General features: G+C 47.7%; 24 protein-coding genes. 2 read left to right on the top strand and 22 right to left on the bottom strand.

What is annotated here, in order from left to right:
* Positions 1–564: 564 nt before the first annotated feature.
* The 14 genes from AC4LF3_RS24665 to AC4LF3_RS24600 form a co-directional block, all read right to left on the bottom strand.
* A complete protein-coding gene (locus tag AC4LF3_RS24665; protein WP_245960686.1) occupies positions 565–906 on the bottom strand; it encodes a plasmid replication protein RepB in 342 nt (113 codons plus the stop codon).
* Positions 903–2,945: a DNA topoisomerase III gene (locus tag AC4LF3_RS24660; protein WP_112297560.1), complete on the bottom strand. Its 2,043-nt coding sequence runs from the start codon at positions 2,943–2,945 to the stop codon at positions 903–905. The genes AC4LF3_RS24665 and AC4LF3_RS24660 overlap by 4 nt, the downstream gene beginning before the upstream one ends.
* 39 nt (positions 2,946–2,984) lie before the next feature.
* Positions 2,985–4,985 carry a DEAD/DEAH box helicase gene (locus AC4LF3_RS24655; RefSeq protein WP_313727714.1) on the bottom strand — a complete coding sequence of 667 codons (2,001 nt, stop codon included), beginning with the start codon at positions 4,983–4,985 and terminating at the stop codon, positions 2,985–2,987.
* Between the two features lie 262 nt (positions 4,986–5,247).
* Positions 5,248–5,829, bottom strand: coding sequence for a hypothetical protein (locus AC4LF3_RS24650; protein WP_146766028.1), 582 nt, complete (start codon positions 5,827–5,829; stop codon positions 5,248–5,250).
* A gap of 171 nt (positions 5,830–6,000) precedes the next feature.
* Entirely contained in the window at positions 6,001–6,414 is a 414-nt protein-coding gene (locus tag AC4LF3_RS24645) for a single-stranded DNA-binding protein (protein WP_112297557.1), read from the bottom strand.
* On the bottom strand, positions 6,404–6,922 hold the full coding sequence (locus AC4LF3_RS24640; protein WP_112297556.1) for a DUF3158 family protein: 519 nt from the start codon (positions 6,920–6,922) through the stop codon (positions 6,404–6,406). Before AC4LF3_RS24640 ends, AC4LF3_RS24645 begins: the two co-directional genes overlap by 11 nt.
* A 26-nt stretch (positions 6,923–6,948) precedes the next feature.
* The gene (locus AC4LF3_RS24635) at positions 6,949–7,677 is read right to left on the bottom strand and encodes a PFL_4669 family integrating conjugative element protein (protein ID WP_112297555.1); all 729 of its coding nucleotides are present in this window, start codon (positions 7,675–7,677) and stop codon (positions 6,949–6,951) included.
* Positions 7,678–7,851: 174 nt separating this feature from the next.
* Complete coding sequence (locus AC4LF3_RS24630; protein ID WP_112297554.1) at positions 7,852–8,451, bottom strand: DUF2857 domain-containing protein; 600 nt, start codon at positions 8,449–8,451, stop codon at positions 7,852–7,854.
* A 15-nt stretch (positions 8,452–8,466) separates the two neighbouring features.
* Positions 8,467–9,981: a ParB family protein gene (locus AC4LF3_RS24625; RefSeq protein WP_112297553.1), complete on the bottom strand. Its 1,515-nt coding sequence runs from the start codon at positions 9,979–9,981 to the stop codon at positions 8,467–8,469.
* A complete protein-coding gene (locus AC4LF3_RS24620) occupies positions 9,978–10,175 on the bottom strand; it encodes an Arc family DNA-binding protein (RefSeq protein WP_112297552.1) in 198 nt (65 codons plus the stop codon). Before AC4LF3_RS24620 ends, AC4LF3_RS24625 begins: the two co-directional genes overlap by 4 nt.
* Positions 10,176–10,638: 463 nt before the next feature.
* Positions 10,639–11,016 carry a hypothetical protein gene (locus tag AC4LF3_RS24615; protein ID WP_112297551.1) on the bottom strand — a complete coding sequence of 126 codons (378 nt, stop codon included), beginning with the start codon at positions 11,014–11,016 and terminating at the stop codon, positions 10,639–10,641.
* A 2-nt stretch (positions 11,017–11,018) separates the two neighbouring features.
* Positions 11,019–11,879, bottom strand: a complete 861-nt coding sequence (locus AC4LF3_RS24610) for a ParA family protein (RefSeq protein ID WP_112297550.1) — start codon at positions 11,877–11,879, stop codon at positions 11,019–11,021.
* Between the two features lie 353 nt (positions 11,880–12,232).
* On the bottom strand, positions 12,233–14,143 hold the full coding sequence (gene mobH, locus AC4LF3_RS24605; protein ID WP_112297549.1) for a MobH family relaxase: 1,911 nt from the start codon (positions 14,141–14,143) through the stop codon (positions 12,233–12,235).
* A gap of 233 nt (positions 14,144–14,376) precedes the next feature.
* Positions 14,377–14,766, bottom strand: coding sequence for a DUF3742 family protein (locus AC4LF3_RS24600; RefSeq protein ID WP_181591828.1), 390 nt, complete (start codon positions 14,764–14,766; stop codon positions 14,377–14,379).
* A gap of 166 nt (positions 14,767–14,932) precedes the next feature.
* On the opposite strand from AC4LF3_RS24600, the gene AC4LF3_RS24595 reads away from it, so the two are divergent.
* Positions 14,933–15,895 (top strand): tyrosine-type recombinase/integrase, encoded by a 963-nt coding sequence (locus AC4LF3_RS24595; RefSeq protein ID WP_112297547.1) that lies wholly within the window; start codon positions 14,933–14,935, stop codon positions 15,893–15,895.
* Between the two features lie 80 nt (positions 15,896–15,975).
* Here the strand turns inward: AC4LF3_RS24595 and AC4LF3_RS24590 are convergent, their stop codons facing one another.
* From AC4LF3_RS24590 to AC4LF3_RS24575, 4 genes are all read right to left on the bottom strand, one after another.
* Positions 15,976–16,833, bottom strand: coding sequence for a DNA adenine methylase (locus AC4LF3_RS24590; RefSeq protein WP_112297546.1), 858 nt, complete (start codon positions 16,831–16,833; stop codon positions 15,976–15,978).
* A gap of 45 nt (positions 16,834–16,878) precedes the next feature.
* Complete coding sequence (locus AC4LF3_RS24585) at positions 16,879–18,579, bottom strand: ATP-dependent nuclease (RefSeq protein WP_112297545.1); 1,701 nt, start codon at positions 18,577–18,579, stop codon at positions 16,879–16,881.
* Positions 18,580–18,951: 372 nt separating this feature from the next.
* A complete protein-coding gene (locus tag AC4LF3_RS24580) occupies positions 18,952–19,281 on the bottom strand; it encodes an XRE family transcriptional regulator (RefSeq protein ID WP_181591827.1) in 330 nt (109 codons plus the stop codon).
* Positions 19,282–19,286: 5 nt separating this feature from the next.
* A complete protein-coding gene (locus AC4LF3_RS24575; RefSeq protein ID WP_112297544.1) occupies positions 19,287–19,643 on the bottom strand; it encodes a type II toxin-antitoxin system RelE/ParE family toxin in 357 nt (118 codons plus the stop codon).
* A gap of 649 nt (positions 19,644–20,292) precedes the next feature.
* Between AC4LF3_RS24575 and rfbD the strand changes: the two genes are divergently transcribed.
* A complete protein-coding gene (gene rfbD, locus AC4LF3_RS24570; RefSeq protein ID WP_112297543.1) occupies positions 20,293–21,171 on the top strand; it encodes a dTDP-4-dehydrorhamnose reductase in 879 nt (292 codons plus the stop codon).
* Between the two features lie 67 nt (positions 21,172–21,238).
* Here rfbD and AC4LF3_RS24565 read toward each other — a convergent pair whose 3' ends face one another.
* From AC4LF3_RS24565 to AC4LF3_RS24550, 4 genes are read right to left on the bottom strand one after another with little or no spacing between them, the layout of a single operon-like run.
* Positions 21,239–22,333: a hypothetical protein gene (locus AC4LF3_RS24565; protein WP_181591826.1), complete on the bottom strand. Its 1,095-nt coding sequence runs from the start codon at positions 22,331–22,333 to the stop codon at positions 21,239–21,241.
* Between the two features lie 4 nt (positions 22,334–22,337).
* Positions 22,338–22,586 carry an acyl carrier protein gene (locus AC4LF3_RS24560; protein WP_112297542.1) on the bottom strand — a complete coding sequence of 83 codons (249 nt, stop codon included), beginning with the start codon at positions 22,584–22,586 and terminating at the stop codon, positions 22,338–22,340.
* Entirely contained in the window at positions 22,583–24,511 is a 1,929-nt protein-coding gene (locus AC4LF3_RS24555) for an HAD-IIIC family phosphatase (RefSeq protein WP_112297541.1), read from the bottom strand. Before AC4LF3_RS24555 ends, AC4LF3_RS24560 begins: the two co-directional genes overlap by 4 nt.
* Positions 24,512–24,535: 24 nt before the next feature.
* Positions 24,536–26,089 carry an MBOAT family O-acyltransferase gene (locus AC4LF3_RS24550; protein WP_112297540.1) on the bottom strand — a complete coding sequence of 518 codons (1,554 nt, stop codon included), beginning with the start codon at positions 26,087–26,089 and terminating at the stop codon, positions 24,536–24,538.
* Positions 26,090–26,250 lie beyond the last annotated feature (161 nt).

Genomic DNA, 26,250 nt, shown 5'->3' with positions numbered 1-26,250 from the left:
CCTTCGCAAACCTAGACCTGTGAAGGTAGCCAAGTACTCAATCGTGAGGGAAACAAAGCCACTCCGTGTGGGCACGCCGCATCGAAGAGATGTGAGGTCAGTAAATTCGAGGATGACAGTGAGTGCAAGTAAACATGCTTCTCGTCTTTCACTTCGCTGCTGGCGAGCACTTGAATTAGCTGCATTAAGAGATGGCAGTCGTGTGGGGTCCCTATAGTACTGACGTATAGATTCCTGCAGTCGCTCTAGAATCTTAGGTCGACTTTTTAATGTTGTTGGACGAGCAAGATGGAGCCGCGGAGCATCTGGCCGATGCCCGCAAAAATTTCCCCCCTCGTTCACACGAGATACGTATGTACGCCTATTTATGAACATCTCTCACCGCATATGAAGCGGTGAGCTGTCGATGAAAGGCTTTTCATAAACTTGCACGAATGCAAAGCGAAGGCCATAATCAGCTCACTTGTGTAGTGAACAGGTTGCGCCCGCCAAGACTCGCCTGTTCATTCATTGTCTCCAAAAAGCCCGGTTACCAGCCGGGCTTTTTGGTTTCTTCTATTTGGGTTAAGCCACTTTCAAAATTACCTCTTTAAACCCTACTCGCTTCGCATCCGAAGAGGCTGCATCAAGCGACTTGTAAATCTTATGTCTATCACCCTTAGTCACAGACATAATCTCTTCTTTGCCATCTCGGCGTTTTACAACCATTATGAAACCTGGCTCCATAGGGGCAGGAGCAAGGGTCGCCTCAGTCAGCGCACCGCACTCATAAAGGATCCGCATTTCAGCGAGATTCACGTATTTTGCTTCCCTAGGGCTATTTTTCACTTTGTCCGAACCAAAGACTAATTCCGGATGGACGAAATTGCAAATTCGTCCTGAAATTTTTTCTAATTGTCTGCTCATATTCTTGTCCCCGCTGCTGTTTTCACGGTTATGGATATGGGCTTTGTGGTGAGTTTTTTGGTGGGCTTTGTGCGTCCGGGCCGGTCGGAAATCGGCGCTGTCCCATGGCAATTTGGGTAGTGTAGACATGACCAGAACAGGCCTTTTTTTGAGCTCCGCTGAATCATCTTTCCTTTACAGGCGGGACATTCAGGACCTTCGGGGAGTTTGAGATCTAGACGAGCCTGCCCATATTGCTCAACTAGTCTCGTAATCCACACACCTTGTTTGCTGATAAAATCTTCCAGCGTGAGGGTGCCAGCTTCTATCATCCCCAAAGCTTGCTCCCATACAGCGGTTGTTCCTGGATCAGCCACAGCAGGCGGCACAGCTTCAATTAATGTTATAGCGGTTTCAGAAGCCTTTACGGACTTCCCCTTTTTGATCAAATAACCCCGATCCAAGAGCCCTTTGATGATGCCTGCACGGGTAGCTTCTGTGCCAATTCCAGTTGTCTCTTTGAGTTTCTGTGCAAGTCGCGGGTCTTTGATCAGCTTGGCTACCGTTTTCATAGCCTTGATTAGATCACCTTCAGTGTACGGCTTAGGCGGCTGAGTCTGCATCGCCTTGACTTGGCTATCTATGACATTTGCACTTGAGCCCTGATACAGAGTGGGCAAAATTTGAGCTTGCCCTTTGTCATTTGCATCAGCTTCTTCTGCAGTAGATGGAAGCAGAGTTTTCCAGCCAACTTCAGCTATACGCTTTCCTACTGCCTGCAAGGTAAGTCCTTGGCATTCTAAATTAGCTACCGTTCGATCATATTCATGATGAGGTAGAAACTGAGCCAAATAATGAGCTCTGATCAGCACATAAACTGCACGTTCTTTTTCAGACATGACAGCTAGATTCGCAGGCTCAAGCGTTGGAATTATTCCGTGGTGTGCCGTTATCTTGGTGTCGTCCCAAGCCCTAGAGCGCTGGTTCAGATTTAAAGAACTCAATGTCTCCTTGAGGGCCGGATCTGTCTTAACTAGAGCGTCAAGAACGCTAGGAACCTCAGGTAGCATACTGCTTGGTAGATAGCCACAATCGGTCCGAGGATAGGTTGTAGCTTTATGAGTTTCGTAAAGGGCTTGGGCAACATCCAATGTTTCCTGGACCCCTAATCCTAGTTTTTTTGAACACACCTGCTGAAGGGTCCCTAAATCAAACGGCAACGGTGCAGTCTCCCTCACACGCTCAACCTCTACCGAGCTAACTGTAGCTTTTGGTTTTGTCGCTAGCAGACCGTGAGCGCTCATTGCATGCTGCTTACTTACGCAACGTTCGAGATCATCCGTTATATCGCTGTGAGGCTTCCACTGAGCCACAAAGGACTTGTCATTGGCAGTCAGTTGCACCTCTAACTTCCAATACGGAATTGCTTTGAAATTAGCTATCTCACGATCCCGCTCAACCACTAATCGCAGCGTAGGCGTTTGGACGCGGCCAACAGAAAGCACGCCTTGATAGCCTGCTTGACGGCCTAGCAGCGTAAATAGACGAGTAAAATTCATACCTATCAGCCAATCAGCGCGGGATCGAGCTAGTGCTGAAAGGTACATTGAATATGTCTCAGCTCCTGGCTTAAGAGCAGATAAAGCTTGCCGAATAGAGGCGTCGTTAAGTGCCGACAGCCAAAGACGATATATTGGGCCTCGATATTGGCAGTGCTCTATGAGTTCACGAGCAATCATTTCCCCCTCACGATCAGCATCAGTCGCAATAACTAGCTCAGAGGCCTCGTTCAAGAGCTTTTTAACAATCTTATATTGAGATGAAACCTTAGGTTTTATCTCGACTTTCCAATGATCCGGAAGGATTGGTAACGCCTCGATTGTCCAATTCTTGAAATGGTCACCATAAGCTTCAGGAGGAGCTGCCTCGAGTAAATGGCCAATCCCCCAAGTGATAATTAGGCCTTCACCATGAATACATCCATCGCTGCGTTTAGTAGCTCCAAGAACCCGGGCGATATCCTTTCCTTGGCTTGGCTTTTCACAAAGGAAGAGTCTCATGGCTGTCTCCAAGATCAGTTTGGCTGTCGATAATCGAAGTCATGCCATGAGCCCCTGAGCTAGAGCTGCTTGGCTATGTTTTATGGCCTCTGGCTCAACAAGGTCTTTAGAAATGAGGCGTTTTTCTTCAAGCATTTGCCACAGCTGCTGATCAATAGTGTTTTCAACCAAGGGTATTTTCACCATCACCAAGCGCCGCTGACCATTGCGGTAAGCGCGATCCTCGGCCTGATCTTGCAAGCCAGGCGTCCAAGGCAATCCTAAAAAGAAAACATAGTTGGCTGCTGTCAAGTTGTTTCCAGTACCTGCAGCCGAGGTCGTTCCAATGAAAATCTGGGTTTCAGCGTTCTGCTGAAAGGAATCAATCGATTTTTGCCGCTTAGTTACACTATCGGTACCTACCAGAGTCACACAGCCTAAACCTACGGCCTCACAGTGAGCTTTGAGAGCTGTCACCGTCTCTTTGTATTCACAAAACAAAATTACTTTATCTGTAGCATCGAGTTCCGCTAACCATTCCACTACTATCGAAACCTTAGCCCGCTCCAAAAACTGCCTTAACAACCCTAAGCGAGCAAAAACAGGCCGACCACTTGAACTGATATCGTTATATTCTCCAAACTGTTCTTTACTCAAAGATACTGGGACGATTTGCCGCTTTTTCCCCATAAGTCCTGGCAGAACATCCTTACGTCTACGCAACATCCAATCGTTAATTTCAAGACGAAGTGCCTGACGAAAAGTTGGGCTCCCAGTGAAGCGCTCGCAGAAATCCTTTAAAGGGAGCTGGCCTATTCGATGGCCTGACAAGCGCAAAAGAGTGTGAAGCTCAGACTCTCGATTAAGGACTGGCGTACCGCTTAATAGATAACGATTCGAAATTTTGGCTGCGATATCAAACCCGTAGCGGGTCCAAGCCGCTGTAGGCTCTTTTAGTCTATGAGCCTCGTCAATAATCATCACCGCAAAACGATCAGCTATCGGGACGTAGTCACTGAGTCTTTCATAATTGACAATTGTCCATTGCGCCTCTTCATCAAAAGCTTGCCTAGAAATCTTCGCATCAGAATAGACCTGTCTGATTTCTCGCTCCCAGTTAATTATCAGGCTCGCTAGAACTACTACTAACACAGGCCTTCCAGCAGCTTGGATTGATGCAGCTATAACAGCCTGTCTCGTTTTACCTAGCCCCATGTCATCTGCAAGCAGAGCACTACTTCGTTGCAGCAGATGCCTTATTCCTGCCGGCTGATGTGGAAGTAATGAGTAAGGCTTAAGCGCCTCTGCTAGCTTCTTTTCTTCCCATTGCGTGGTGGTAATTGGTGAAACAGCGGCGAGATAAATATCACTTTCACTGTCCTCTCCGTAAGTTCTCGCGTCCGGCCTTGATAGCGTCAGAGCTCCACCAATGGAGATACGTGTTATGTCTTTGACAGGGACTAAAGAGCCATCAGAGTGAAATTCCTGGATAACATCGAGCAGTTCAATCTGATCTTCTGATAGCCCTAACTCAAGAATAAGATTACTGCAGATGAGTTCGGCTGAAGCAGGAATGCGCCATGACCGACAGTGACTAAGATAACGACCCTTCATCCGTTGAGTTACAGCAACACAGCCTGGGTGATAATCACCAGAAAGTAACGTTCCGCCCTCTGCTAGCGGCGCAAGACGTAGGCGCATCCCCCAGATGAATGCCGTATTTTGGATGTTTTCTTGAGCGGTATTTAGCTTTTGAGAGAAGTTTGACCAAGACTGGACATATTTACCTTTAGCCAACTGTAACAACGCCCCGAAGAAAGCCTCTAGGTCATTTAGCAAATGGGCCTTAGGTACTCGCCAATAGTGAGCATAGGGATGTTGTCTATTTCGAATGTATGAGCCTCCCTTTGCTAACAGCAGCTTATTGGCGCCCTCTAAATAAGAAAACTTTAGCCCAAAGTCATATCCATCATAAATGGCGCGTTGAAGAAGCCCTAGACCGCTATTGCACAGAGTAACTGAGGGCTTTGTTCTGACTTTAGCCTGTGAAGAGCAAATCATTACTTAGCCTCTTACAAGGATGTTTCCTTGGTCCTTATTAGGCTTTTTAGTGCCTAGCTGAGGCGTAACTTCTAGCAAGAGCTTCATGACCATCTCCAGTTAATCTGGCATAAACCAATACCTGAAGATTGACAAGAACTTAGAGTTTTATCATTGATAAAAGCGGAACATAAAAAAAACAATTAATTGTCTTATTTTCCAAGGCTATTATAAGAATGCCCTCAATCTGAGGGCATTCTTGAATACATAAGATAACTTAAATTTACTGAACAGCTCGTTGTGCTTTGTTCCTGATGTCAGTCATGACAGTGCTTATAGGCGCACCGCCAGTATGCTTTTGTGCGTATTTCATGACCACTTGCGTACCGGAACCTTGCTTCGTGACCGTGGCCGTTAGATCACCGCTATATGCTTGTGTCTTCATAATGTACATAGAACCTGGATCTGCTCTATAAGCATAGCCAGGACCTGCAAACATCATCTTCCCAGATGGTCCCATCTCAGCGATCGCCTCCTCACGACTCATGAATCCAAAAGATTCCTTGATACGCATAGCAGTTGTATCGACATCGCGCCCAAACGAAAGAGTTATAGAGTCTTTAGCAATAGTTTGCGGGGCAGACATTGTCGACATCCCCGTACTGCTTGAGGCTCCTCCTGATTGCACTTTATTTGAATATTTAGCTGGGTCGTAATTCATAGGAGCCCCTGTTATGGGGTTATCCAGACAAGTCATACACGATCCGCCATAGCTGACTTGGTTGTCGGAGCAGCCGGCTAAAAGAAATATTCCTGAAGCTAAAAGGCTACTTATAGCCAAGTGACTAAGTTTTAATTTTTTCATAGTTGCTCCTTTAATAGCCAAGACCACTCAAAAAGCCTTCTTTCCTGCAAACCTCTTCATGACAGAAAAGTAAATAAGAGGCCTGTAGGCTAAGGTTCATTTATTGAAGCTTCGACCGGTGGCGGCTGTTGTGGCCCACAACGCTAAATTCGGAACACATCGGAAACACCCTTATCTAGGGCTGGTATTAGAAGAATTTTCGGATACATTTGTGTACTTAGGAGGCTGCAGGCAAACGCTTTCTATACGATGAGGCAGGATACCTATCCGGTCCGCGCGGATCTTGAAAGCGGAGCGCTCTTCGTTTTGATTGTCCGTCCACTGATCCAAAATTATCTTCCCTGGAACGATAACTCTCATCCCTTTAGAAAATACTGACGCGAACTGTTTAGCATCTCTATGCCACCATTCGACATTCGCCCAAAAACCACCTCGGTCTTCAAACTCACCTTGGCCATGCGGGACTAGGTTGTCAAAATAAACGTTGAGCCTTAGCAAACGTCTAGGCTCTCCTCCTGGGTTAGGAAATTCTAGGAATTCTGGCTGAGATCCAATATTTCCTTCACCTGAAAAATCAGTAGCCATAGTCTTGTCTCCGCTTCTTGCTGATAGTTGAGACAGATAAGTTGTAAGCCTCATCCGCCTGCTCCATCTTCTTGGCACATTCAGCAGCTTGTCTGCTAATTGTATGGATCAGACTCATTTGCATATTTAGCAAAATCCGCTGCTGCTCCAATGCATGTAGCTTCGACGCCATTGCAAAAGAAGTACGAGGGTCTTGAAGCACTTCCTGCCAAACCTCTGTACCCATTTTACTTCTATCGCATCGTCGCCACCGCAAGAAGACAACTCCTGACTTACTAGTCTGGTGCATCAGCCGAATAGGGAGTAATGAGAAAGGATATTTGGCAGCATTAGGGATAATTATTTCCATCGCAGCTTTTGTAAGCTGGCTCTGCATTGCTTGGCATTGAGCTACAAAGCGATCGAGCTCTCCCTTACCCTTAAAAGGCTTTAAAAGGCCTTTTAGGGAGGCTCCGTATTCCAGGGCCTGATAGAAAGGCTGGCCCAGCAACTCATATGAATTATTCATAGCTGAATCAGCACCTTCTTTAACGTTCAGTCATTTTCTTGATAATGGTTGACGGGCTCATCTTGCATTGCTGGCCGATTTGAACCCGATCCCTTAATTATGGGCGGAGCAAACTCTGATCTGCGACTCCCTTCAAGTACGTCTTGCGGCAATTCTCCGAACTTCTCTCGAGCAGCCCTAGCTACTGCATTATTTGCAGCAAAATCATCTCGACTTGCGCCGGAGAATTTGTACTGCTGAGCCAGCCCAAAAACACTGCGTAAAATATGAGCACCTTCATCAATCCAATGCTCCATATCTCTACGTCCTATCAGGGCAGTATGATGGGCCAGCAGAAGGCGCCTCGTTAGATCGTCATAATCAGTGAGAAGATACACAGCCATGAAGCCCAGCTGAGCATTAACGAAGAGAGGAAGGCTTACAGGATGAACGTTGAGGTTATCGCCAATAGAAAGCGCTGGGGGTAATTTCGCCATAACTTCATCTAGCTGCTGATTGATCCCTTTCATCTGCTCTTTGGCTTTTAAGAGTCGCTCCTCAACACGAATCATCCACCAGTCTGAGTAAGGATCATCCTGCTCGGCGCCCTTCTTCATTTTGTTCATAATGCTTACAAAGCCACTTAGGCCAATAATGCCGTTTTTTCCTTCTGTTGCTGGTCTCCCGCTCCATATCCGAGCTGCATGGTGGGTATGAAGGGTAAGCTTCATCGAGCTACGCAAAGAACCCAGGTTCAACTGGAAGTTATCGGACATGGCGGATTTTCCCTGTCATAAAAGCCCAAGTTTCGCCCCGGTGTTTTAACCTGTCTGGTGAAAAGGTGGACTTTGTGAAAATTATATTAGGGTTAAAACAGCTGTTGTGGGCCACAACACGAGTAAAGGATTCCCTATTCATACTGAAACCGTGGTGAGCCACAACAGAAGCTCTTAACGAAGAAGGCCTTGATCAATCCACGACTGAACAGTACTCCATATCGCGGTGAGGGGTGGACCATCATCAAGTCCTGGAATACCGCTTGCTTGCTCTTCGACAAGAAGCATTACCAAATCTAAGACGGCGATGTTGTCTCGGTAATCCACTTTGTATTGCTTCTGAAGCGTATTCCAACGATCCCATAAGTCATGCTCTTGAGCTTCGGTGATAGCAGGCCATCTCCCTTTCTTTGAAGGGATGCCTAATACAGAGCGTCTTAAAGCTACTTCTTTATGGGTAAGACCAAATAGCTGTTCCATCAGTGCTGAGCTAGCACCTAGTCGTAACGCTCGATCAATCATCCGTTCCTGCTGCTCATCTCTAGCAGCCTGGCCCATGATTCGTCTCAGTACGTCTTGGTTTACCGTTACTGAAACCCATGGAACCTTAGAGTTAACGAGCAAACTAACTAGCTGTGCTTCCTTAAGAGCCAATAAATCCTGCTCATGGAATCCCATAGCCATGACCTTCCGGGTTTGGCCATTTCGGATATCATGCAATACCTGATTTATTATCGCTTGATTCAACGGATGCTGATTGGTTGACTGTGACATATCCCTCTCCTTGCTCTAGCGACTACTGTCGCCTGCCGAAGTCACAGTGCTTCCTCCGACTAATCTCCGAGCAACCCTAATCAGGCGAAACAGCCGAATAAGATCATCGTCGTTAAGGCGAAAGACTTCACTATCGGAATGCTCATTACCTAGCGGTAAGCCTAGTAATAACGCACCGAGATTGGTGACTTGCGGCTCGCTACCAGCCAATGATGCGAGTAAGTTTTTAGTTGAAGATGCGAGTGGTGATAGAGCTTTATCACCATCCTTATTGCGATAGGTGAAGCCTATTCCTGAGCTGATTAACTCCAGCTCATCTTGAAGGCCAACACTGATTGCAATTTCACTCGCAAGTTGCGCAGCTTGTAGCCTTAATGAATCGACATCATTTATGGCAGCGTCTGCGGCCAAAGCGTCGACTATTATCTGCTCAAAACTGGCATTACCTTCATGACTAACAACAACCGCCGAGCCATCCGATATAGGAGAGGCAGTACTACTTTTCTTGGTCCTTGTACTACTAGTCTTTTGAGGTGGTACCTGCGTATTTGAGTTACTCTCAGCAGGGTGTTCTTGGGACTGCAGTTCAGTAAGTGAACCTATGTCCTGCTGAGAGACTTTATTGTTAGAAGGCGCAGCCCTTCTATTTTGAGTGACTACATCTTCAAGATCTAGCTCAAGAAGGTTGTAGTCAACACTGATTAAACTGCTAAGACGCCCTAAGAGTTCATCTTGGAATCTGGCTATAGAAAAAGGCTCAGAGCTCGAATCGAAGGAAGCTAGCGCATCTTGAAAAAAGTCATCAAATTGATGATTTGCTGGTATTTTCTCGCCATAGGAATCCCAGACTGCAGCTAAAGCACGACGAAGCGCTGTAATCTTGATAACCTGGTCAGTGCCTAACCCCCCATGCAACAAAGTAGGGATTGCTGGCAAAAGATATCGCACAGCATCTTGCATTCGACTTATATGGGAATTTGATATCGGGTAGCCGTCCGCTTTGAGGCGGCGCGCTAGCTCTCTCTGAGAGATCTCTTCGCCTACTTCCTGCTCATACATTTGACGAGCATGTTCAACTCCCAGAGCACGTTCGATAAACGTTAGAGCGCCATGCATATCGTTTTCGGCGAGATGGCCCGTTAAGGCAACAATTTCTCCCCGCGCTGACCAAGGTCTAAATAAACAGCGAATACGGTAGAACTTCTCATCACGAGTTTCGACCCACAAGTCATTGAGTACTTGCAGTCGTGTATTTCCGCCATTGCGAATGATATAAAACTCTTCACCAGGACGCCTCGTAACCGGCGGAGGCTGATCCAGGCCTCGCTCACGGATCGACTCTTTGAGTTCATCGTAGAGCGGGTTTTTCTTCATTCTTGGATTGTGTTCATAAGGCCTAAGCTGATCTAGCGTAAGCACCATTGGCGTATCATCAAGCGGATCAGCCATTTGCTGAGCCGGCTCACTGCGAGCCTGGAAGCCACCATGAAGCAGTTTATTCCTGATGTCTAAGGAGGATGACTTCTTCATTTCACAACCTCATGTACCGGGCCGGTTAACTCAGCAAGAATGGCTTTGAGTGCAGCAATCTCACCTTGCAAGGCTTCTGTTTGCTGAAGGCGATAAACGATCTCAGCGTTTATTGAGCGCTTTGCATTTTTTGCAGAGCACGCCAGCGGCTCGCGCATATCAAGAGGCAGACGTAGAGGATATCTCCAAGTCATAGGCCCCCCCCTACAGTCTCCTGGACTGTACCAGCAGAATTATCACCAGCTTCAAAGCGGACAATCTCAGCTATACCTGAATCTTCAATATTAAGACTAAGAGCTAGTAGGGCTTCGCCCAATTGAGATCGGGTTTGAGGCACTTCGAGAACCAAGGTGCAGCGAGACGAACCTATAGGCAGCTTACTATTGCCCTTTAGTAACAATGCTTTGGATCGATAATAAGCGGGCATCCAAGTGGACCAGAAATAATGCAGCAGCATCGATCCTGGACAACAACGTGAAACTGTATGGTAATCACTAGGACTGTGAGAGATAAGGATCAAACCTAGCTTTTCTAAGGGCTGAAGTAGTGGAAGCAAAGAACCACTGGCAGCCTCCGGATAAGGGCTTTGGTAGAGGCGTGCAATGAGTTGAGTCAGCTCATAAAGCTGTAAGTCGTCACAAGGGGAACTATCTATGCTCAATGGGCACATAACGCATCGCCTCCTACATTGAGCACAGGGGGAATCTCCCCCGCTGGCCAAATAAATCCGGCAGGAAGTGCTGCGCTATGCCAGCCAAGAAAAACACTACTCGCGTCTATACAAGTAGGGTCTTCTGAATCATCTAACTTCGGAAGTCTTTTAAGCGATTGATCCCGATAAGGTACAAAGATGTAAAGTACACGCTCTTTACATATATCTCGCTCGACTGCGCCCCTAAGCCCTATCAAAAATTTAAGTTTGACAAAAGAATTAATATTAAATGGCAGTTTAAGTTCAGAATCTGCAAGCGTTAGATGCATAGTGTCCGCATCCAACGCAACTAATGTCGCGTCGAAGTATTGAACAACATTCATGATTAGCGTCCTTTAACTAAAAACTCAACCTTGCTTTCAGTTAGAGCGTCATAACGGTCGGCCCACTGAGGGAATAGTTCTTTAGCTACTTCTCGAATAATTTCGAGAGCTGATGGCGTTTTCCTGCCGGTCGGGCGTTTGTACTCGAGCCGGTGAGGAGGAACACCTTCTGTAGCTGAGTTTTTAAAGGAAACTGCATCAGGAATAATGCTATTCATGACGCTAATCTGAGAATCCTCAGCAAAGGTACTTATCAACGCCTCATGAACCATCCTAGCGTTACGTGTTTCGTTTAGCTGGTTGATTACAATGCTTATCGGCGGCGTTGGCATTCCTAGATTGGCGAACGGCTGTAAATCAGCTAATAGCTGTCTAGTACCTCGGTTAAACTCACGCGCAGCAAGCATGTCGGGCGTGATAGGCGAGACCGCCTTTGTAGAGGCAAGGACTGCCATTTCAAGCAACACAGAACGAGCGCCTTGGGTATCCAAAAGAATCAACTCATAGTCATCTTTGAAGGCCTTAACTAGATTGAAAAGGCGAAGACGACCATCAGCTGCGTTCAACAGCATGTTGTTTAATTGGTTACCAGGATCATTCGAAACAATAATCGAAAGATTATCTATCTCGGATTTTGAAATAACGTATTCTGGGCGGGTTTCGTTGAACGCTATAAGTTCATAGGTTCCGCCACGCGCTTCGTTAGATATGGGATAAAAAGATGAAAGGGATGGTTGAGGATCAATATCGATCAACAACGTTTTAATCCCTGCATCAGCACTTATTGCCCCTACTGAGGCTCCAAGCGTGGTTTTACCAATGCCACCTTTTGTGGACACTACACAGCAAACTTCCGTTTTCATGATACGCCTCTAATGTAAGATCATTAGAAGCTGCACCATCTGTTTTTTGAGTTCACGATTCAGATTTCAAAAGCTAGAAACATACATAAGCGCAAAACGCCTATCTTTCCCCCAGAGTGCAAGCCGAAAGGCAAGTGATACCACTCAGTTGGCGTTTCCAAAATTCAAATCTGCCAGATAAACCCGATCGCAGATACGCAGCTGTCAACGTAGACCTTAATCCCATATCTGAATGATGTCAAATGTAAGAAGCCTTTACTTTAGCGGTACAAAACGAAGCTAAAAGAAAGATGAAACGCGTCTCATTATCGTAACCAGGTGCATCAAAAGTATGGCCTGATGCTCTCTGTGGTTTAGTTGTCAGTGACAAGCCTAACCGCCGGGTTATCGAAAGGAATTTCATTGAAAACACGCCTTGGATCATTTAGTAGATACCCCTTTAAATTTTTAGTTTTTCGGGGTCCACAAACCTCGCATGTCCAGATATTTAGACCATTTGAGCGTTTACGGTGAGCGCTAAGCTTCTCAAAGCACCGTTGAACCCACCGCCACTCATCATCAAATCCTTGGCTTCTTGCCTCTGCCGCTACGGCTGGATGCTCCTGAACATAACGTCTAAAGATCTCTGGAGTAACCAAAAAAGCAGTCCCGTCTACAGTATGAACTTTTGCCTTCGCATCATTTATCACAATCTTATGCAACAAGACTCCAGTTCGGACCCAATCAAGAAATTGGATGCCATGATCCTTTTTCGTAGAGGCTATTTGTACAGACGTAGCTGATTCTTGCTTATCTGAGACAGGCACCGATGACTCTTTCACCGGAATATGGGTGACAGGACTAGTCTCAACAGGTACTTCTGGCTCGTGCACGGCATTCTGCTGGGCCCCTTCCAAAGGGACGCCCATAATACTCAACAGATCTGCTACATAATCGTCCTGCTGGTCAACTTTGGCTCCCGCCTTTTCGGGCAGTTGTATTGCCTGCGCCTGGTGTGCATCGGGGTTGGGCAAGGAAGCCGTAGCTGATTTAGAAGTAGCTAGAACTGCCTGGTTTTCGAATGTTGAAGAAAGGTAAGGTGTCACACTTCCATCATTGATCGGTGACCCATCATTAGAAGCGGCGCCTTCAACTACTACTGTCCCTTCGAAAATCGGAGGCCTTTCTTCTGCACCCCATATCATGGCGGCAGACAACTTTAAGAAGGTAAAGGTATTTTTCCATCCGGTTGGACTAGTTACCGTTGCCTTCCAGATAGCTTTACCCTCTGGATTAGGCTGAACGATTGAGTGATCTTGCAGTATGTTAAATACCGCAGAGTTCTTATCAGGAATGCCTTCTGCCCCTTGAGCCAGTAAATAAGCCCGCAGGCGATCGGAAACAGTCTTGCTTACGAGCCACAAGCCTTCATCTGTAAGCCATCCATCAGAGGCTTCGGCCTGGTTCAGTCTCAACTCCTCTTTTAAGAGATAACGTAACCCCTCCACTAGCTGTCTCTGTATAGACTGCTTTGGAGAACTGATGGCACGTGTTGGATTACCTCCAAGCTCCTGCGCTACAGATGCTTGGTCAGCTCTGGTGACTAGCTCACCTAAAATACCTGCATGCTCATACTGGCCAGCAAGCACATAGATGAAGCCGGCCCATAATTCAGGATATTTACAAAGCCAGTCCAAAGCGTCCGTCCCTAGAACGGACATATAAAGAAGCCCTGCAGCAGCGTTATGTAGTTTGTAGTCACGGCCTTTTACATACCGAACTCGATACGCCGTACTTAAAGGTCCATGCCAAGGATGCCAATTTTCACCATTATCCAACTCTACAACGACATCCACCGCTATTTTGCCAATGTCGTGGAGCAGCGCAGCATAGGCTACTGCTGCTGACCAGGCTTCAGCCTGCTCAGCTTGGGCCTCAGGTGAGCCACCAGGAGGAAGCATCATTGATTGCCGCATTTTTAGACCATAGGCGACAATCTCTAACCCATGATCCAGCATCCCGCCAGGGTAGGAATGATGATGACTCTCGGATGCAGGCAATTGCTGAACAAGCTCAGCGTATCGAGAAACTGGAGCTAAATAGAGCTTTTCGAACTGACGCTTACTTAGAGAGGTTCGTTGCCATATATTCTCAAGAAGCTTCTTACGACGGGGAGTGCTTAAAAGCACGGTAGCCTTTTCAGGCTTAAGATAACCAACAGACGATGTTGCTGTTGCTTTAGATTCTCTAACCTTTTCCCCTTTTTTCCTGAATAAACTCAGCATGATTTCGCTCGTAACCTTTAGGAGGGGAAGGGCGTGGTAGCCTTTTCGTTCTTAGCCTTTTCAGAATAGAGCTTTTCCCCTTGCCTCCTATTCCTTTACTCCCTTCCCTTTGGGCTTTTATCCCCTTTAGCATCTTCATTTCAATGAATAATCAGGTTTCACACTTACCGATTTTATGTTGGCCAAGCGAAACAGTTAAGAAAGGCAATGGAAGCGGAACACTATGGTAGTAATTATTCTTTCGATGTATCCAACGAGGCGATGTTGATACCGTCTCTGTACCCCCCAGGTCCATCTGGCCCATAAGTCCACTCAATAGGATCGCGCTCACTAGGTAGCGGATCTTTCTTGGCTCCATTGACTAGGAAAGGAATCGCTAGAATGAGCGCTCCGAGGAAAACAAACCAGGCTGCCACATACGACATCATTAAAAGAAGCGAGCCTTTTAAGGACCAACTGATGATCAAACTGGCGATTCGACACGCTCGTATAGGAAGTCCTAGTTTATTGAGCATGGTTGCAAGCCAAGCCTCAAAGAGGTTAAAGGTTGCCCACACTCTCTTTATGCCTCTGCCAAATGATTCACCCGCACGAGCACTAGAGCTTTTTTGAGATGAAGTCAAGGTCTTTTCCTCCGTAACTATGAACAAGTGTAGCGGGTTACATCCTACCTGTCATACACTTGATAATGTCCTTTATCAAACGCTCTTTTCGGCTATTCTGAGGCAAAGGGTCGTTTTGGCGCCTGTATGAAAATTTCTAATCAAAAAGACGAGATCAATAGATTCCATGTTGCCTAGCCTGCTTTCCACTTCATCACTGCCTCCGCTGCCGGCACTCATCCATGAGGCGGGGGATCACGCGCAGCTTCGCTTCCTGGAATTCTTTACCTCGAATATTCGCAATCCGAATACCCGGCGCGCGTATGGGCGAGCGGTGGCAGATTTTCTGCAGTGGTGCCAAGAGGTTGGAGTCGGGTCTATTACCCAGGTGCAGCCGCTACACGTGGCAGCCTGGATCGAGTTGCTCTCGCAGCAGGTGTCGGCGCCCACGGTCAAGCAACGCCTGGCGGCACTCAAGCATCTCTTCGACTGGCTGGTAACAGGACAGGTAATTCCTACGAATCCCGCGGCATCGGTGCGTGGGCCACGGCACACGGCACGTCAGGGCAAGACGCCTGTATTAGACGCCACAGAAGCGCGGCAGCTATTGGACAGCATCGATATCAGTACGCCGGCCGGGCTCAGAGACCGCGCCCTGATTGGGCTGATGGTGTTTTCCTTTGCCCGTATCGGCGCCGCGCTGGCGATGAAGGTAGAGGATCTCTATATCCAAAATCGCCGGCTGTGGGTGCGGCTGAAAGAGAAGGGCGGCAAACGCCATGAGATGCCGTGCCATCACGCCCTGGAGGAGTACTTGCACGCCTATCTGGATCAAACCGGTATTGGAAATGACCCTAAAGGGCCACTTTTTCGAACTATAAAGCGTGGAACTGATCAGCTCAGCAACACGCCGCTGCATCAGTCCAATGCGCATGCCATGGTGCGTCGTCGCGCTAAGGCAGCGGGGATCGGTACCCAGATCGGCAACCATACCTTCCGAGCTACAGGGATTACAGCGTATCTTAAGAATGGAGGGACGATCGAAATTGCGGCGGCGATGGCTAACCACTCATCAACCAAGACGACTCAGCTATATGACCGACGCCGGGATGAAATAAGCTTGGGGGAGGTTGAACGTATACACATCTAATAATAGCAAGATTCTTAAAATAGAAAATGACTCTACTTTTAGCATTTAAAACGCGCTAGAAGCTATAGACAAATTTAAAATTAACGCCTCATAGTAGGCGGAGACTGCAAAGAAAGATTTCCGAAAAACATTATTTCTTGAGCTTTTGGTCTTGCTATATGTGTTGAATAATGAAAAGAGAATTCCTGCTTATTTTTACCAGAGTAAATCTCATGAATCTCTTCGCAGTTATCATAAGTAACGATCCATGGAGACTTTAAACCCGTGACGAAACTGCTAATTTCTATATGGTCACTAGGCTTATAATGATTTCTATATAATTGACTTCCTTTTTTAAAGTAGGGAGGGTCTAAATAAATAAGCTTTTTCCCTTCAATCGTGTCCTCTCTAGCAATTAGATCCATAGCATCTAAATTTTCAAGCTTTACTCTTGACGCAATAAGGGCCAATTCCTCAATTCGAGAAGATAAAGACTTCTTGTTGAAGCGGGCATCTAACTTATATTTACCATCTTGTTTTTTTCCTCCGATAACACCACCTTTGATAATGCCTGATCTATTAGTTCGATTTAGGAAAAATGTAGCAAAACCTAGCTCAGTTTTATCAGAACTATCACCCTTTAAGAAAATTTCTCGTTGAACATTCCATATATCAAGATTAACAGGAGTATCATTAAGCAATCGAAGGAATCGATCGCTATCATTAAAAATAGACCACCAAAACGAATAGATTGCAGGATCTATATCATTAATAACTATATTTTCCACATAATTTTTAGTAAGTAAATATACAGCTGCACCTGCTCCGCCAGCATAAGGCTCTATGTAAGTGCCTCCATCAAGCCCGTTATGCTCAATTAGCTTAGCCAGCCAGGCGCCTAGGCGCCCTTTCCCTCCTGGATAGCGTAATGGAGTAACAAATGACGGAGCAACAGACATTTAAAATCCTCAAAATATACAAAAATAACCAGTATAATTATATTTCTAGATGTCCAAGTAGGACATGGCTGAAGCATCTAGACCATAGCCGTTTATCGCAATCCTTTGTAGCTGCCGTTTAAAATTATGCTGAAACATATCGCTTTTATCAGCGTTAATTTTTTTCCATAGCCGCCAAGGGTTATTTTTTACGCCACCGTTTATCATCGCCTGCAACTCAGGATCGTTATAAAATGCCTTGAAAAGATCTCTTAGTGCAGGCTGGTTATTTCTTTTTCGATCTTCTTGAATAAACTTCAGCAGTTCAATGCTTTTGCCTCTTAGCCCAAGTCTACTTAAAATTGGATCAGCGATCCTTCTAAAAACAGCTTTGGTAAAGCTAAACTGGTTTCTCCAATATGGGTCAGAATCGTCTAGGTTGTATAAAAATTCGAAAATTAGCTGGTCTGGCGGTAAAGGCCCTGGAAGCAAAATGACTGTGTCATAACTCAATTTCTTTCCATCGTATGCATCAGCATCTAACACTATCAAACTTTTCTTACTAAACTCAGGGATACCACTATTTATTAGAGTTAAGTATTGTTTACAACCCAAAGTAACTTCTTTTAGCTGACTGATTACTTCTCGTATTTTTCTATTAGTGACAATTGCGTTAAAGAAGTCACATGCCTCTCCATCCTCAAAGTAGACATTTATCTTAGGTAGCTTTACAGAGTTGCTGACCTCTACTGTTCTAGTATTAAGATCAGCAAGTATATCTATCCATGATATATCTTCTTGTCTCGCAATCTTTCCCCACGTATCACTCAGATAAACAGTCTTATACTTTGAGTTATCAATTTTATGTAATTTGTAGACCTCCTCTATCATTGTAGGGGAGTGAGTTGTCATGATAACCTGCAAATCTAATTTATCAGTTAATCTAGATAGAATTTTGATCAGTGCTATCTGGGCAGCCGGGAATAGACCAGCGTCGGCTTCATCGATTAAAAGGAGCCCGCCCTTATAACCGGGATATTCATTCTTTAATTTTTCGAATGACATTAGTGCTAAAATTAGCTGGCCAGCATTATCCTCTCCAGCTGAAACGGAATTTTGATCATAATTATCTCCGTGCACTACTGCAGAGCTCAGCGACCCTGTCGTTGCCGTTGCTCTAGACGAATCTTTTTTATTTAGCAGTTTACGATTCAAATCTAAGAATAAATCTTTATTGTCTTCAAGATATTGTAAATGATATGAATCGTATTTTTCACGCTTAGTTATGGGCGTTAGTCTGTCTAAGCCTAAGTAGATTACAGGATGAGTTGGACTCCAGCTAGTTTGGCTCCCTGGCCTTAATCTATTATTCCTGACTACAGGCCTTGGATCTGGGCGATCCTCATAATCATAAATTCTTAGGTTCATCTGACCCAGCTGCTTAGTGTATCCATCAAATATAGTAACCTCGGTATTCATAGTACCTGTTACATCATATTCTTTGGACAAACGAAAATGATCAGATGGCTGCGATTTAAAGAAATCATTAGTTAATGTCTTATAGCTCAGTTTTTTTCCTGTAGAATAATCTCTTGTGAAGTTAAAAACTTGGGCTGCGATCCCTAATATCGAGGACTTAGACGTACCATTTTTGCCGCATATAACGGTTATTCGGTCTCCAAAGTCTACTTCAAGATCCTCTAGAGCTCTAAACTTAATAATTTTAAGTTTTTTAAGTTTTGTTATTGTTTCTTTTGAGGCAGCCATCGTATGGTCCTTCACACTTCCGAAAAATTTCTGCGATTTTGCCGTGATCCTTTTCACATGTCTCTAAAATTTTTTCACGCTTTAAGCTCAGCTGGTGTCTTTGAGAAGTCACGCTGAACGTTCTGGTTCATAGCTAGCAACACCGTCTACAACTGGAATCCACTCGGCCTCATCCAAGCCAAGTCGGCAGATCGCTACTTGAACTACGCTGGGCTCTGCAGGAAGAAGCGCAGCATGTCTCCAGGGCGTGTCGTGTAGTCTGGAGGGCACAATAGGGTCTTACTAAGATAAAACCCTTTCATCCGAAGTTTGCTAACGCTTCCAATCGACTTTTACGATCAACAAGATCTCACTAGAGAAGCGGGAGCGGGACTATGGATTGGCCTTATCTAGATCAGAGAACTGGCTGATCCGTACAGTGTGATCTGCAAATTTGGCCGTTACTTCCAGCTCGCCCCCCATTGCCTCAATAAAGCGGCGCATAGAGCTGATATACATATCCGTCCGCTTTTCGAGTTTAGCGACGCTTCCCTGGCTCACATGTAGTATTTCAGCAAGCTGCTCTTGAGATAGCTTACGGGCACGGCGGATTTCGGACAGGTCCATCTCTGCGCGTAACGCAGTAGCCTTTTCAGCACTGCGTGCTTTCGACTCAGGGGACATCCTGTCACGTAAAGATGAAAACGACTTCTTACCAGACATGATGCTTACCTCTGCTCTTTCCTTATTTCTTCCAGATGCTCGTCATATAGACGGTCAGCTACTGGAATCATTTTTTCGTAAAAGCGGTTGTCCCCAGTCTTATCCCCGCCGATCAAGAGAATGGCTGCGCGTCTAGGGTCGAAGGCATAAAAGATCCTGATAGGGCTACCTCCGCTTTGCACCCTGAGCTCACGCATATGCTCATGCCTGGAGCCGTTGATCCCACTTGAAAACGGAAACGGAAGCTGAGGACCCCGTTCCTCTAGAAGGGTTACGTGGGCATCGATGTCCTCCTGAACTGCTTCAGTCAGATCCTCCCACCAGCCTTCAAACTCGTCTGTGAATTCGATTTCCCATGCCATGGAGGGAATAATATTCCCTTAAGGGAATATTATCAATATTGCGGGTTTCGTCTGTGCTCTAGTTTGGTCTATCTACTCAAACACCAGATTTACCATAACGTCCGTTGCGCGATGCAGACAAGACACTCCTTTGGGGTGAAGATCCAAGTACGAGGTAATTGCAGCGTTTGCTAGCTAGCCTTAGATCTAGGTCACATGCCAACAAGTCGAAACCCTGTGTCTATCCCTATAAGTGGCGATGCGCTAATTTACCCTTCCGCTCCCAATATCGTCCTTGAGGTCAATCCGCGCTCTTAACATCCGCTTGTCCTATAGCACTTTAGGTGAGGAGCTTTGGTATCCGTTCAGTCCTGGTAGCGCTGGAACTTAGAGCAAATACATAGGCTTTTTCTGCTGTTGTCTAGAACTGGCCTATCATCAGTAGGTGAATACGGTGACTGGTCTGGTTGATAGTTACCTGAACCCTCTGAAAATAAGGATTTTCTCCATTTATAGAGAACCCAAATAGCCCCTTAATGTCATATCGCCGCTATTGATTAGCCGAGATTGCTTCAGACCGTAATCTATACCTATAACAGTAAGCAATGCTCATTTGTAAGGTGCCTAACAAATATATTCCACCCTTGTTAACAGGGAGTATGGGAAGGGTATGAAAATATTGATTAATGGGCGCTCGGGACAGGTTTCCAAGGCCTTACAGCGTTGCCTCAAGCATTCTGACGATTTAGTTGTATTAGGTAGACAAGAGCTAGACCTTGCCCAGACGGATGCTATTTATGAAACCGTTATGGCAATCAAGCCTGACATAATCATTAACGCCGCCGCGTATACTGCTGTTGACCAGGCAGAATCCGATGAGGCTATGGCGTTCGCGGTTAACGCTAAAGCCCCTGGTATTCTTGCTCAGGCAGCGGCAAAGCTTGATATCCCGTTTATTCACTTCTCAACTGAATATGTATTTGACGGGGCGCACAATGGTTTCTATCACGAGGAGATACCGCCGCGCCCCATTAACGCTTATGGGCGCAGTAAGCTTGAGGGTGAAAAAGCTATACAGGCCGTAGGAGGCAAGTACCTAATCCTTCGTACCAGCTGGGTATACTCACAGGATGGTCATTGTTTTCTTCGCTCCATGTATAGACTCCTGCAGGAGCGAGACATACTAAATGTGGTTAACGATCAGAGAGGGGCGCCTACCTGGTCTGAAACAATTGCAGCGGTAACTCAGCAGATTGTTGAGCGATACACGCGTTCTACCGGAGGCGAATGGGGTATTTACCACCTGGTCTCATCAGGTGAGACATCCTGGTTTGGCTTTACGCAGCTCATTGCTGAGAAACTGGCTGCACAGGGCATTACCTGTGCAGCTCTGTCTCCGATTCCCTCTTCCGATTATCCAACTCCGGCAAAGCGTCCGGCAAACTCGCGCTTGGACTGTTCAAAGATCAAAGCCCAATGGGGTGTTACGCTGCCAGACTGGCAGACTGCTTTCAGCGAGTGCTGGATGCAACACTTTCAAGGCGTCTAACCCTCTCAACCAACCTGACGGCCAGGCAGACCATTGTTACTAGTGGTCTACCTCGCGTTTCCGTAAGTTAAAACGTAATCTGATTCTGAGCTGTGTTATTGGCAGCAGCCATGCTTGGTTGGCTATCCGGAGTTAAGGCGCGGCTCTCCATCTCCACTTGGATCGCCGGTAGGTCCAGATCAAGTTGCTGTACCAGAGCTTTGGAAAACGCTTGGGCGGCAGACCAGCGCAGGTGGATAGCGTCGACAAAGGCACCCTCTGGAGCGGTCCATTGTTTGTCTGCATTCCAGTACTTGGCCGGTGTCGCCGACAAGGCAGTGATTACTTCGTTATCAAAGCGATCCAGGAACGCTCCGGTAGGGTCGTGCTGTGCTTTCCAGTCCGGATGCAATGGCGTTGAAACTACCGTAAATGGTAAGCCGTCCTGCTTTAAGCGGCTTGCCAGCGACTTCAGAGCCGAAAAGCACCCACTGTCCAGCGGCTCCGGGGCTCCGTACAAGAGGTCACGACTGTTGTTTGTATAAAGCGGACCGTCACCATGGCGATTAAAGACCAGCGGATCGAAGTCGCTTCGGTCATTACGCTGATCTTTTATGCTCAAGGCATTACGCAGCAACGAGCCAGGCGCAAAGTAATTCAGATAATACTTCCAGACGGGCGCTTGCTCATACACGTAGCGATCAGCGTCGCTACGGTTGAACACCGCATCTGGCACCTTCCAACAGCCAGCAAAGTCCAGTGGATCAATGATCATGACAACCTGACGAACGCTGGGCTCCCTGTCCAGGAGCCAGTTAGCTACATACACGGACTGGTTGGCATGCAACCCGCAAAAGGCGCCATTAAGAGGCTTCGCTCCAGGCGATGCCTGTACCAAAGCGTCCCCATCAAAATGTCGCCAGGCAACTGAGGAGCCAATGACCAGTAGATCGGGCGAGCTGATAGGGTGGTTTCTTAGAAAACTCAGTTTCTCGTCCACGCATAGACTATTGGAAAAGGCGGGGGGAGGGAGATTATCGGATGCATGCAGCCCAAATAGCAGGCCGCAGAAGGCCACCATGGCGCCTAGCATTCCGCCCAATACTGCAACCAGATACCTTGGGCTTATCCGAGCAGACGGTACACCTACTCTGTCCTTGATTGTTTCTGCGGTCCGCTTCATAGGTTTACTTTCCGTTAAGCTTTTCGCTGATGAGCTGAGCGAAGTGACCTACGTCCTTTAAGGACTCCAACTCCGCTGTTCTAAATTTGACTCCAAAGCGCTGCTCTGCCGAGACGATTAACAGCACATGTGTTTGGCTGTCCCAGCCATCTATGTTGTCAGCGGTCATTTCAGAGGAAAGGACAAGCGTGTCGTCATCGAAGACGTCTCGGAATACCTGGGTAAGTGCGGTGTAGATATCAGCTTTGTTCATGCGTGGGTTACCTCAATGAAGTGGGTGGGGACGTTGCGGGGAGTAGTCATGTCGTAGTGCCAGAACTGGGCGTCTGGGATGTGTTCTTCAGGAGCCGCTTTGGAAACGAATCCAAGCTTTGGATAATGTTCAGCCACCATGGCGTTGCGCGAGGTAGGCCGGTATTCACCAATCAAGGCGTGATAGCCTGCGTTGGTGGCAGTCGTGATCAGTACATCCAGCACGGCCTGTTCGACCTGTCGGCCCAATACCCGACAACTCATCAGCCAGGTGTCGATGTATAGCTCTTTAGGAGCAAGGCATGAGTCTGGGCGAGCCAGAACCACACTGATCAGGCCATTGTCCCCAAACTTGTCCTTTAGGCGGATAGCAAGTGCGATTGCCCGTGGGTCTTCAGCCAGGCGCTCGACTTCAGCCTCGCCATATCGGCGAGTCGTCAGATTGAATTGGTTGGTTTTGTTAATCAGCTGGGTGCTACGGGTCAGCTCGGCGGTACCTATGCGGGTAGCAGTGAGCACCATTTCCAGGCCGCGTAGGTAACCTTCCATGTCTGTTGCCTGCCCTAGGGCGGCTTTGCGCTGAGCGTTGAGCGCATAGTTTTGCCCTCGCGTGGCGTCATCGGTCGTAAAGGAGGCCGATTCAAAATAGCCCGCTGCGGCAACACGAGCTGCGTAATCGGCAACGTCCTCAGGTAATTCAGGTACGCCGACTTCTGGCAATTCTCGGCGGACGATATCGCGCTCGGCAGGATTGTCATCCACAAAAACCAGACTATCGAGGCCGATATCGATCATAGAAGCGATTCGGCGAAGGTTCCCAGCCTTGTCTTCCCAATTCGCTACAAAGGCGGCAATGCTGCTTCGTTTGATGAGCATTTCAGGATGCTCAAAGGCTGCCTCAGCCACCGCCATATCGTTTTTACTGCACACCGCAAGGATCACGCCGCGCTCAGCCAATCGCACCACATAACGTTGGAAGGCGAGAAAGGCCTCTCCACTAGGGCTGCCCTGTCCCAGCTTGATACCCTCAAGGCCATCGTCTCCTATGACGCCACCCCAGAGAGTATTGTCTAGATCCAGTACCAGACACTTGCGCGACAGGCCCACCCTGGCGGCCAGAATCCGGGCGAGGTGATCGCCGTACAGCGGTGCCAGGGTCGGGCTGACCAGCTGCTTGGCCTGGTGCCAGCGGACCGGCTCGGCCAGTCCTTGGCCATAGCTGCCCTGTGCAGCCAGGGCGGCTAGATCCAGCAGTAATACTCCTTCCTGGCGAGCCGCTGTACGAATGGCAGCGTTCAGGCGCTCAATAACGCTATGGGGTGCGGCAGGGACCAGTGCCTCAAACGAGCCAAAAAGTGCAGGTTCCGAGGGGACCAGGGTTTGCTGTATTACTTTTGCCGCGTAGCGCTCTTTGGCTCGTCTCCAGAGCAGCCGCAGCTCATCAACGCGTGTCCTAACCGCTTCTTCCACCTCCTCTTCGCCCGTATCCACGGGCAGGTTCAGAGGCGCATCATTGGCGTCCAATGCCAAGAGGATAACCTGAGGCGCAAAGGCAGTTAGCACTGGGTCTTCAGTCAATAAAGCCTGCCGGTACATGCCATAGGGGCCGACATAAACGGACAGAGCCAACCGTCGCCCAAGACCCGCGACACGAATAGAGGGTACAAGGTGATCAACCGTATGAGAGGACAGCAGCGCCATACGCAGCGGGGTAAACCTGTGCGCCGCAAAGTCGCCGGTTTCAGCCAGTTGCTCAAGGCCGCTGATGGAAAGTTTGTCCAGTCGCCCCGTCGCTGTGAAGTCCCGACGGTACCCGGCAAGCTTTGCCGCCTGCTCCAGACGCACCAAGGGCTCTGTTTCACGTTTGGCCATACCAATGGCTGCGCTTAGGTCAGGATGCTGGGGAAGCCAAGGTAGCTGTTCCATAGCGTTTACTCCTTTAATGGTTTGTTAAAATTGGAAGTAGAGAAATTCGGTTGGAGCAACCGAAAAGGCGCAGGCCAGTGCAAAAAAGCCGATCACCCCGATGACGGTCCCAATTGCCGAAGAGGGCCGCCAAGTCACGGCTGGCAGTCGCTCTAACAGCCAATGCTGATGGGTACGTGTATTCAGAGCGGTACGGAAATGGCTCATCCACTGCGGGATATTGGGCATCGTCCAGACAAAGGTCAGTAGCAGCACGATCTTCAAAAAGGTCAGGGCTACGTCACGGCTGAGATGCAGGTCAGCCGTTGAGGTGTTCATGCCCAACATACCGGACAGAACAGCCAGAGCCGCTGACAGGTCATGCGCCCGGAAGAACACCATCGCAACTACGATGCAGGAAAAAGTCAGCAACACGGCCAGCGCCTTGTGCAGCCACTTGTCGCTGTCAAGCTTCCAGCCTTTGCTGGCTTTATAGGCTCTCCAGCCATGAGCTACGACCAGATAGAAGCCATGCAGCAGGCCAAAGGCCACGAACTGCCAGCCAGCGCCGTGCCAGACACCGGAGATAAACATGGTGAGCACGGTGGGGTAGGCCACCAGGGCAAAAAACGTTCCGGCGCTCATCTTGCCTCGCTTGGGCAACGCCTTGCCTGACGTCATTCGACGGCGGGTAATGCGCATAACGATTGGGTTGTAGATATAGGCTGTCAGAAAGCGCGTCAGGGTCATGTGCCAGCGCGACCAGTAGTCGATCACGTTATGCGCTTTGAAAGGGCTGTTGAAGTTGGCCGGCAGGCTGATACCAAAGAGCAGGCCAAGGCCGATAGCCATGTCGCTATAACCGGAGAAGTCAAAATAGATCTGTAGCGTATAGGCCAGGGCACCGGTCCAAGCGTCGTACAAGGAAGGAACCGTACCCTGCGCAGCTAGGGCAAATACTGGTGATGCCTTCTCTCCCAGAGGATCTGCAATGATGACCTTCTTGAATAACCCGAGCAGAAATACAGTAGTGCCTATAGAGAGATTATCCAGGCGCGGCTTGAAGTTATCGCCCTCACGAAATTGCTCGAGCATCTCACGGTGGTGGGTAATCGGCCCGGCAATCAGGTGCGGAAAAAAGGTAATAAAAAGGCAGTAGTTGAGAAAGTCGTGCTCTACCACCTCGCCATCGTGTGCATCGACCAAATAAGCGATCTGCTGAAACGTAAAAAACGAGATGGCCAGCGGGAGCACGATGTCATCCACTGACCAACCTAGTTCAAGGGCGTCGTCCAAGGCACCGAAAAGAAACCCCGTATATTTGTAGTAGACCAGGAGCAGAATGTTGGCGATGACTCCCAGCGCTAATACGCCTCTCGAAGGATGGCGCAGCAGGTAGCCACCAAGCAGGTAGTTACAGACGATACTGCCCAATAACAGCGGTACATTTGAAGGGTTCCACCAGCCATAAAAGACCAGTGATGCAAGAGTTAGCCAAAGCACTGCTATCCGGTGACGCCCAGTAGTGGTCAGTACAAAGAAGCCCAGAAGAACAACTGGGAGAAACCCAGCAATAAATACCATTGAGTTGAAAAGCATCTTCCTGATACCTCAATAGGTCACTCCTGAACAAAAAAAGGCCGGCCCCAAAAACATGGGCGCGAAAACCTTCTCCGCAAAAGAGCAAGGATGCGAGAGTAGTACGTAGTACTAAAATTTAAGGTTGCAGCCGAAGGCATCCGCTGGCTAGGCAAGCAGAG

The organism is Pseudomonas sp. C2.3V (assembly GCF_058536325.1).
Note: the sequence above shows the minus strand (reverse complement) of the source record. Positions and strands in the feature narration are given on the sequence as shown.

What these genes read in the sequence shown, in the direction of transcription:
- AC4LF3_RS24665 (WP_245960686.1), bottom strand. Translation starts at nt 906, where the DNA reads ATGAGCAGACAATTAGAAAAAATTTCAGGACGAATTTGCAATTTCGTC.
- AC4LF3_RS24660 (WP_112297560.1), bottom strand. Translation starts at nt 2,945, where the DNA reads ATGAGACTCTTCCTTTGTGAAAAGCCAAGCCAAGGAAAGGATATCGCC.
- AC4LF3_RS24655 (WP_313727714.1), bottom strand. Translation starts at nt 4,985, where the DNA reads ATGATTTGCTCTTCACAGGCTAAAGTCAGAACAAAGCCCTCAGTTACT.
- AC4LF3_RS24650 (WP_146766028.1), bottom strand. Translation starts at nt 5,829, where the DNA reads ATGAAAAAATTAAAACTTAGTCACTTGGCTATAAGTAGCCTTTTAGCT.
- AC4LF3_RS24645 (WP_112297557.1), bottom strand. Translation starts at nt 6,414, where the DNA reads ATGGCTACTGATTTTTCAGGTGAAGGAAATATTGGATCTCAGCCAGAA.
- AC4LF3_RS24640 (WP_112297556.1), bottom strand. Translation starts at nt 6,922, where the DNA reads ATGAATAATTCATATGAGTTGCTGGGCCAGCCTTTCTATCAGGCCCTG.
- AC4LF3_RS24635 (WP_112297555.1), bottom strand. Translation starts at nt 7,677, where the DNA reads ATGTCCGATAACTTCCAGTTGAACCTGGGTTCTTTGCGTAGCTCGATG.
- AC4LF3_RS24630 (WP_112297554.1), bottom strand. Translation starts at nt 8,451, where the DNA reads ATGTCACAGTCAACCAATCAGCATCCGTTGAATCAAGCGATAATAAAT.
- AC4LF3_RS24625 (WP_112297553.1), bottom strand. Translation starts at nt 9,981, where the DNA reads ATGAAGAAGTCATCCTCCTTAGACATCAGGAATAAACTGCTTCATGGT.
- AC4LF3_RS24620 (WP_112297552.1), bottom strand. Translation starts at nt 10,175, where the DNA reads ATGACTTGGAGATATCCTCTACGTCTGCCTCTTGATATGCGCGAGCCG.
- AC4LF3_RS24615 (WP_112297551.1), bottom strand. Translation starts at nt 11,016, where the DNA reads ATGAATGTTGTTCAATACTTCGACGCGACATTAGTTGCGTTGGATGCG.
- AC4LF3_RS24610 (WP_112297550.1), bottom strand. Translation starts at nt 11,879, where the DNA reads ATGAAAACGGAAGTTTGCTGTGTAGTGTCCACAAAAGGTGGCATTGGT.
- mobH (WP_112297549.1), bottom strand. Translation starts at nt 14,143, where the DNA reads ATGCTGAGTTTATTCAGGAAAAAAGGGGAAAAGGTTAGAGAATCTAAA.
- AC4LF3_RS24595 (WP_112297547.1), top strand. Translation starts at nt 14,933, where the DNA reads ATGTTGCCTAGCCTGCTTTCCACTTCATCACTGCCTCCGCTGCCGGCA.
- AC4LF3_RS24590 (WP_112297546.1), bottom strand. Translation starts at nt 16,833, where the DNA reads ATGTCTGTTGCTCCGTCATTTGTTACTCCATTACGCTATCCAGGAGGG.
- AC4LF3_RS24585 (WP_112297545.1), bottom strand. Translation starts at nt 18,579, where the DNA reads ATGGCTGCCTCAAAAGAAACAATAACAAAACTTAAAAAACTTAAAATT.
- AC4LF3_RS24580 (WP_181591827.1), bottom strand. Translation starts at nt 19,281, where the DNA reads ATGTCTGGTAAGAAGTCGTTTTCATCTTTACGTGACAGGATGTCCCCT.
- AC4LF3_RS24575 (WP_112297544.1), bottom strand. Translation starts at nt 19,643, where the DNA reads ATGGCATGGGAAATCGAATTCACAGACGAGTTTGAAGGCTGGTGGGAG.
- rfbD (WP_112297543.1), top strand. Translation starts at nt 20,293, where the DNA reads ATGAAAATATTGATTAATGGGCGCTCGGGACAGGTTTCCAAGGCCTTA.
- AC4LF3_RS24565 (WP_181591826.1), bottom strand. Translation starts at nt 22,333, where the DNA reads ATGAAGCGGACCGCAGAAACAATCAAGGACAGAGTAGGTGTACCGTCT.
- AC4LF3_RS24560 (WP_112297542.1), bottom strand. Translation starts at nt 22,586, where the DNA reads ATGAACAAAGCTGATATCTACACCGCACTTACCCAGGTATTCCGAGAC.
- AC4LF3_RS24555 (WP_112297541.1), bottom strand. Translation starts at nt 24,511, where the DNA reads ATGGAACAGCTACCTTGGCTTCCCCAGCATCCTGACCTAAGCGCAGCC.
- AC4LF3_RS24550 (WP_112297540.1), bottom strand. Translation starts at nt 26,089, where the DNA reads ATGCTTTTCAACTCAATGGTATTTATTGCTGGGTTTCTCCCAGTTGTT.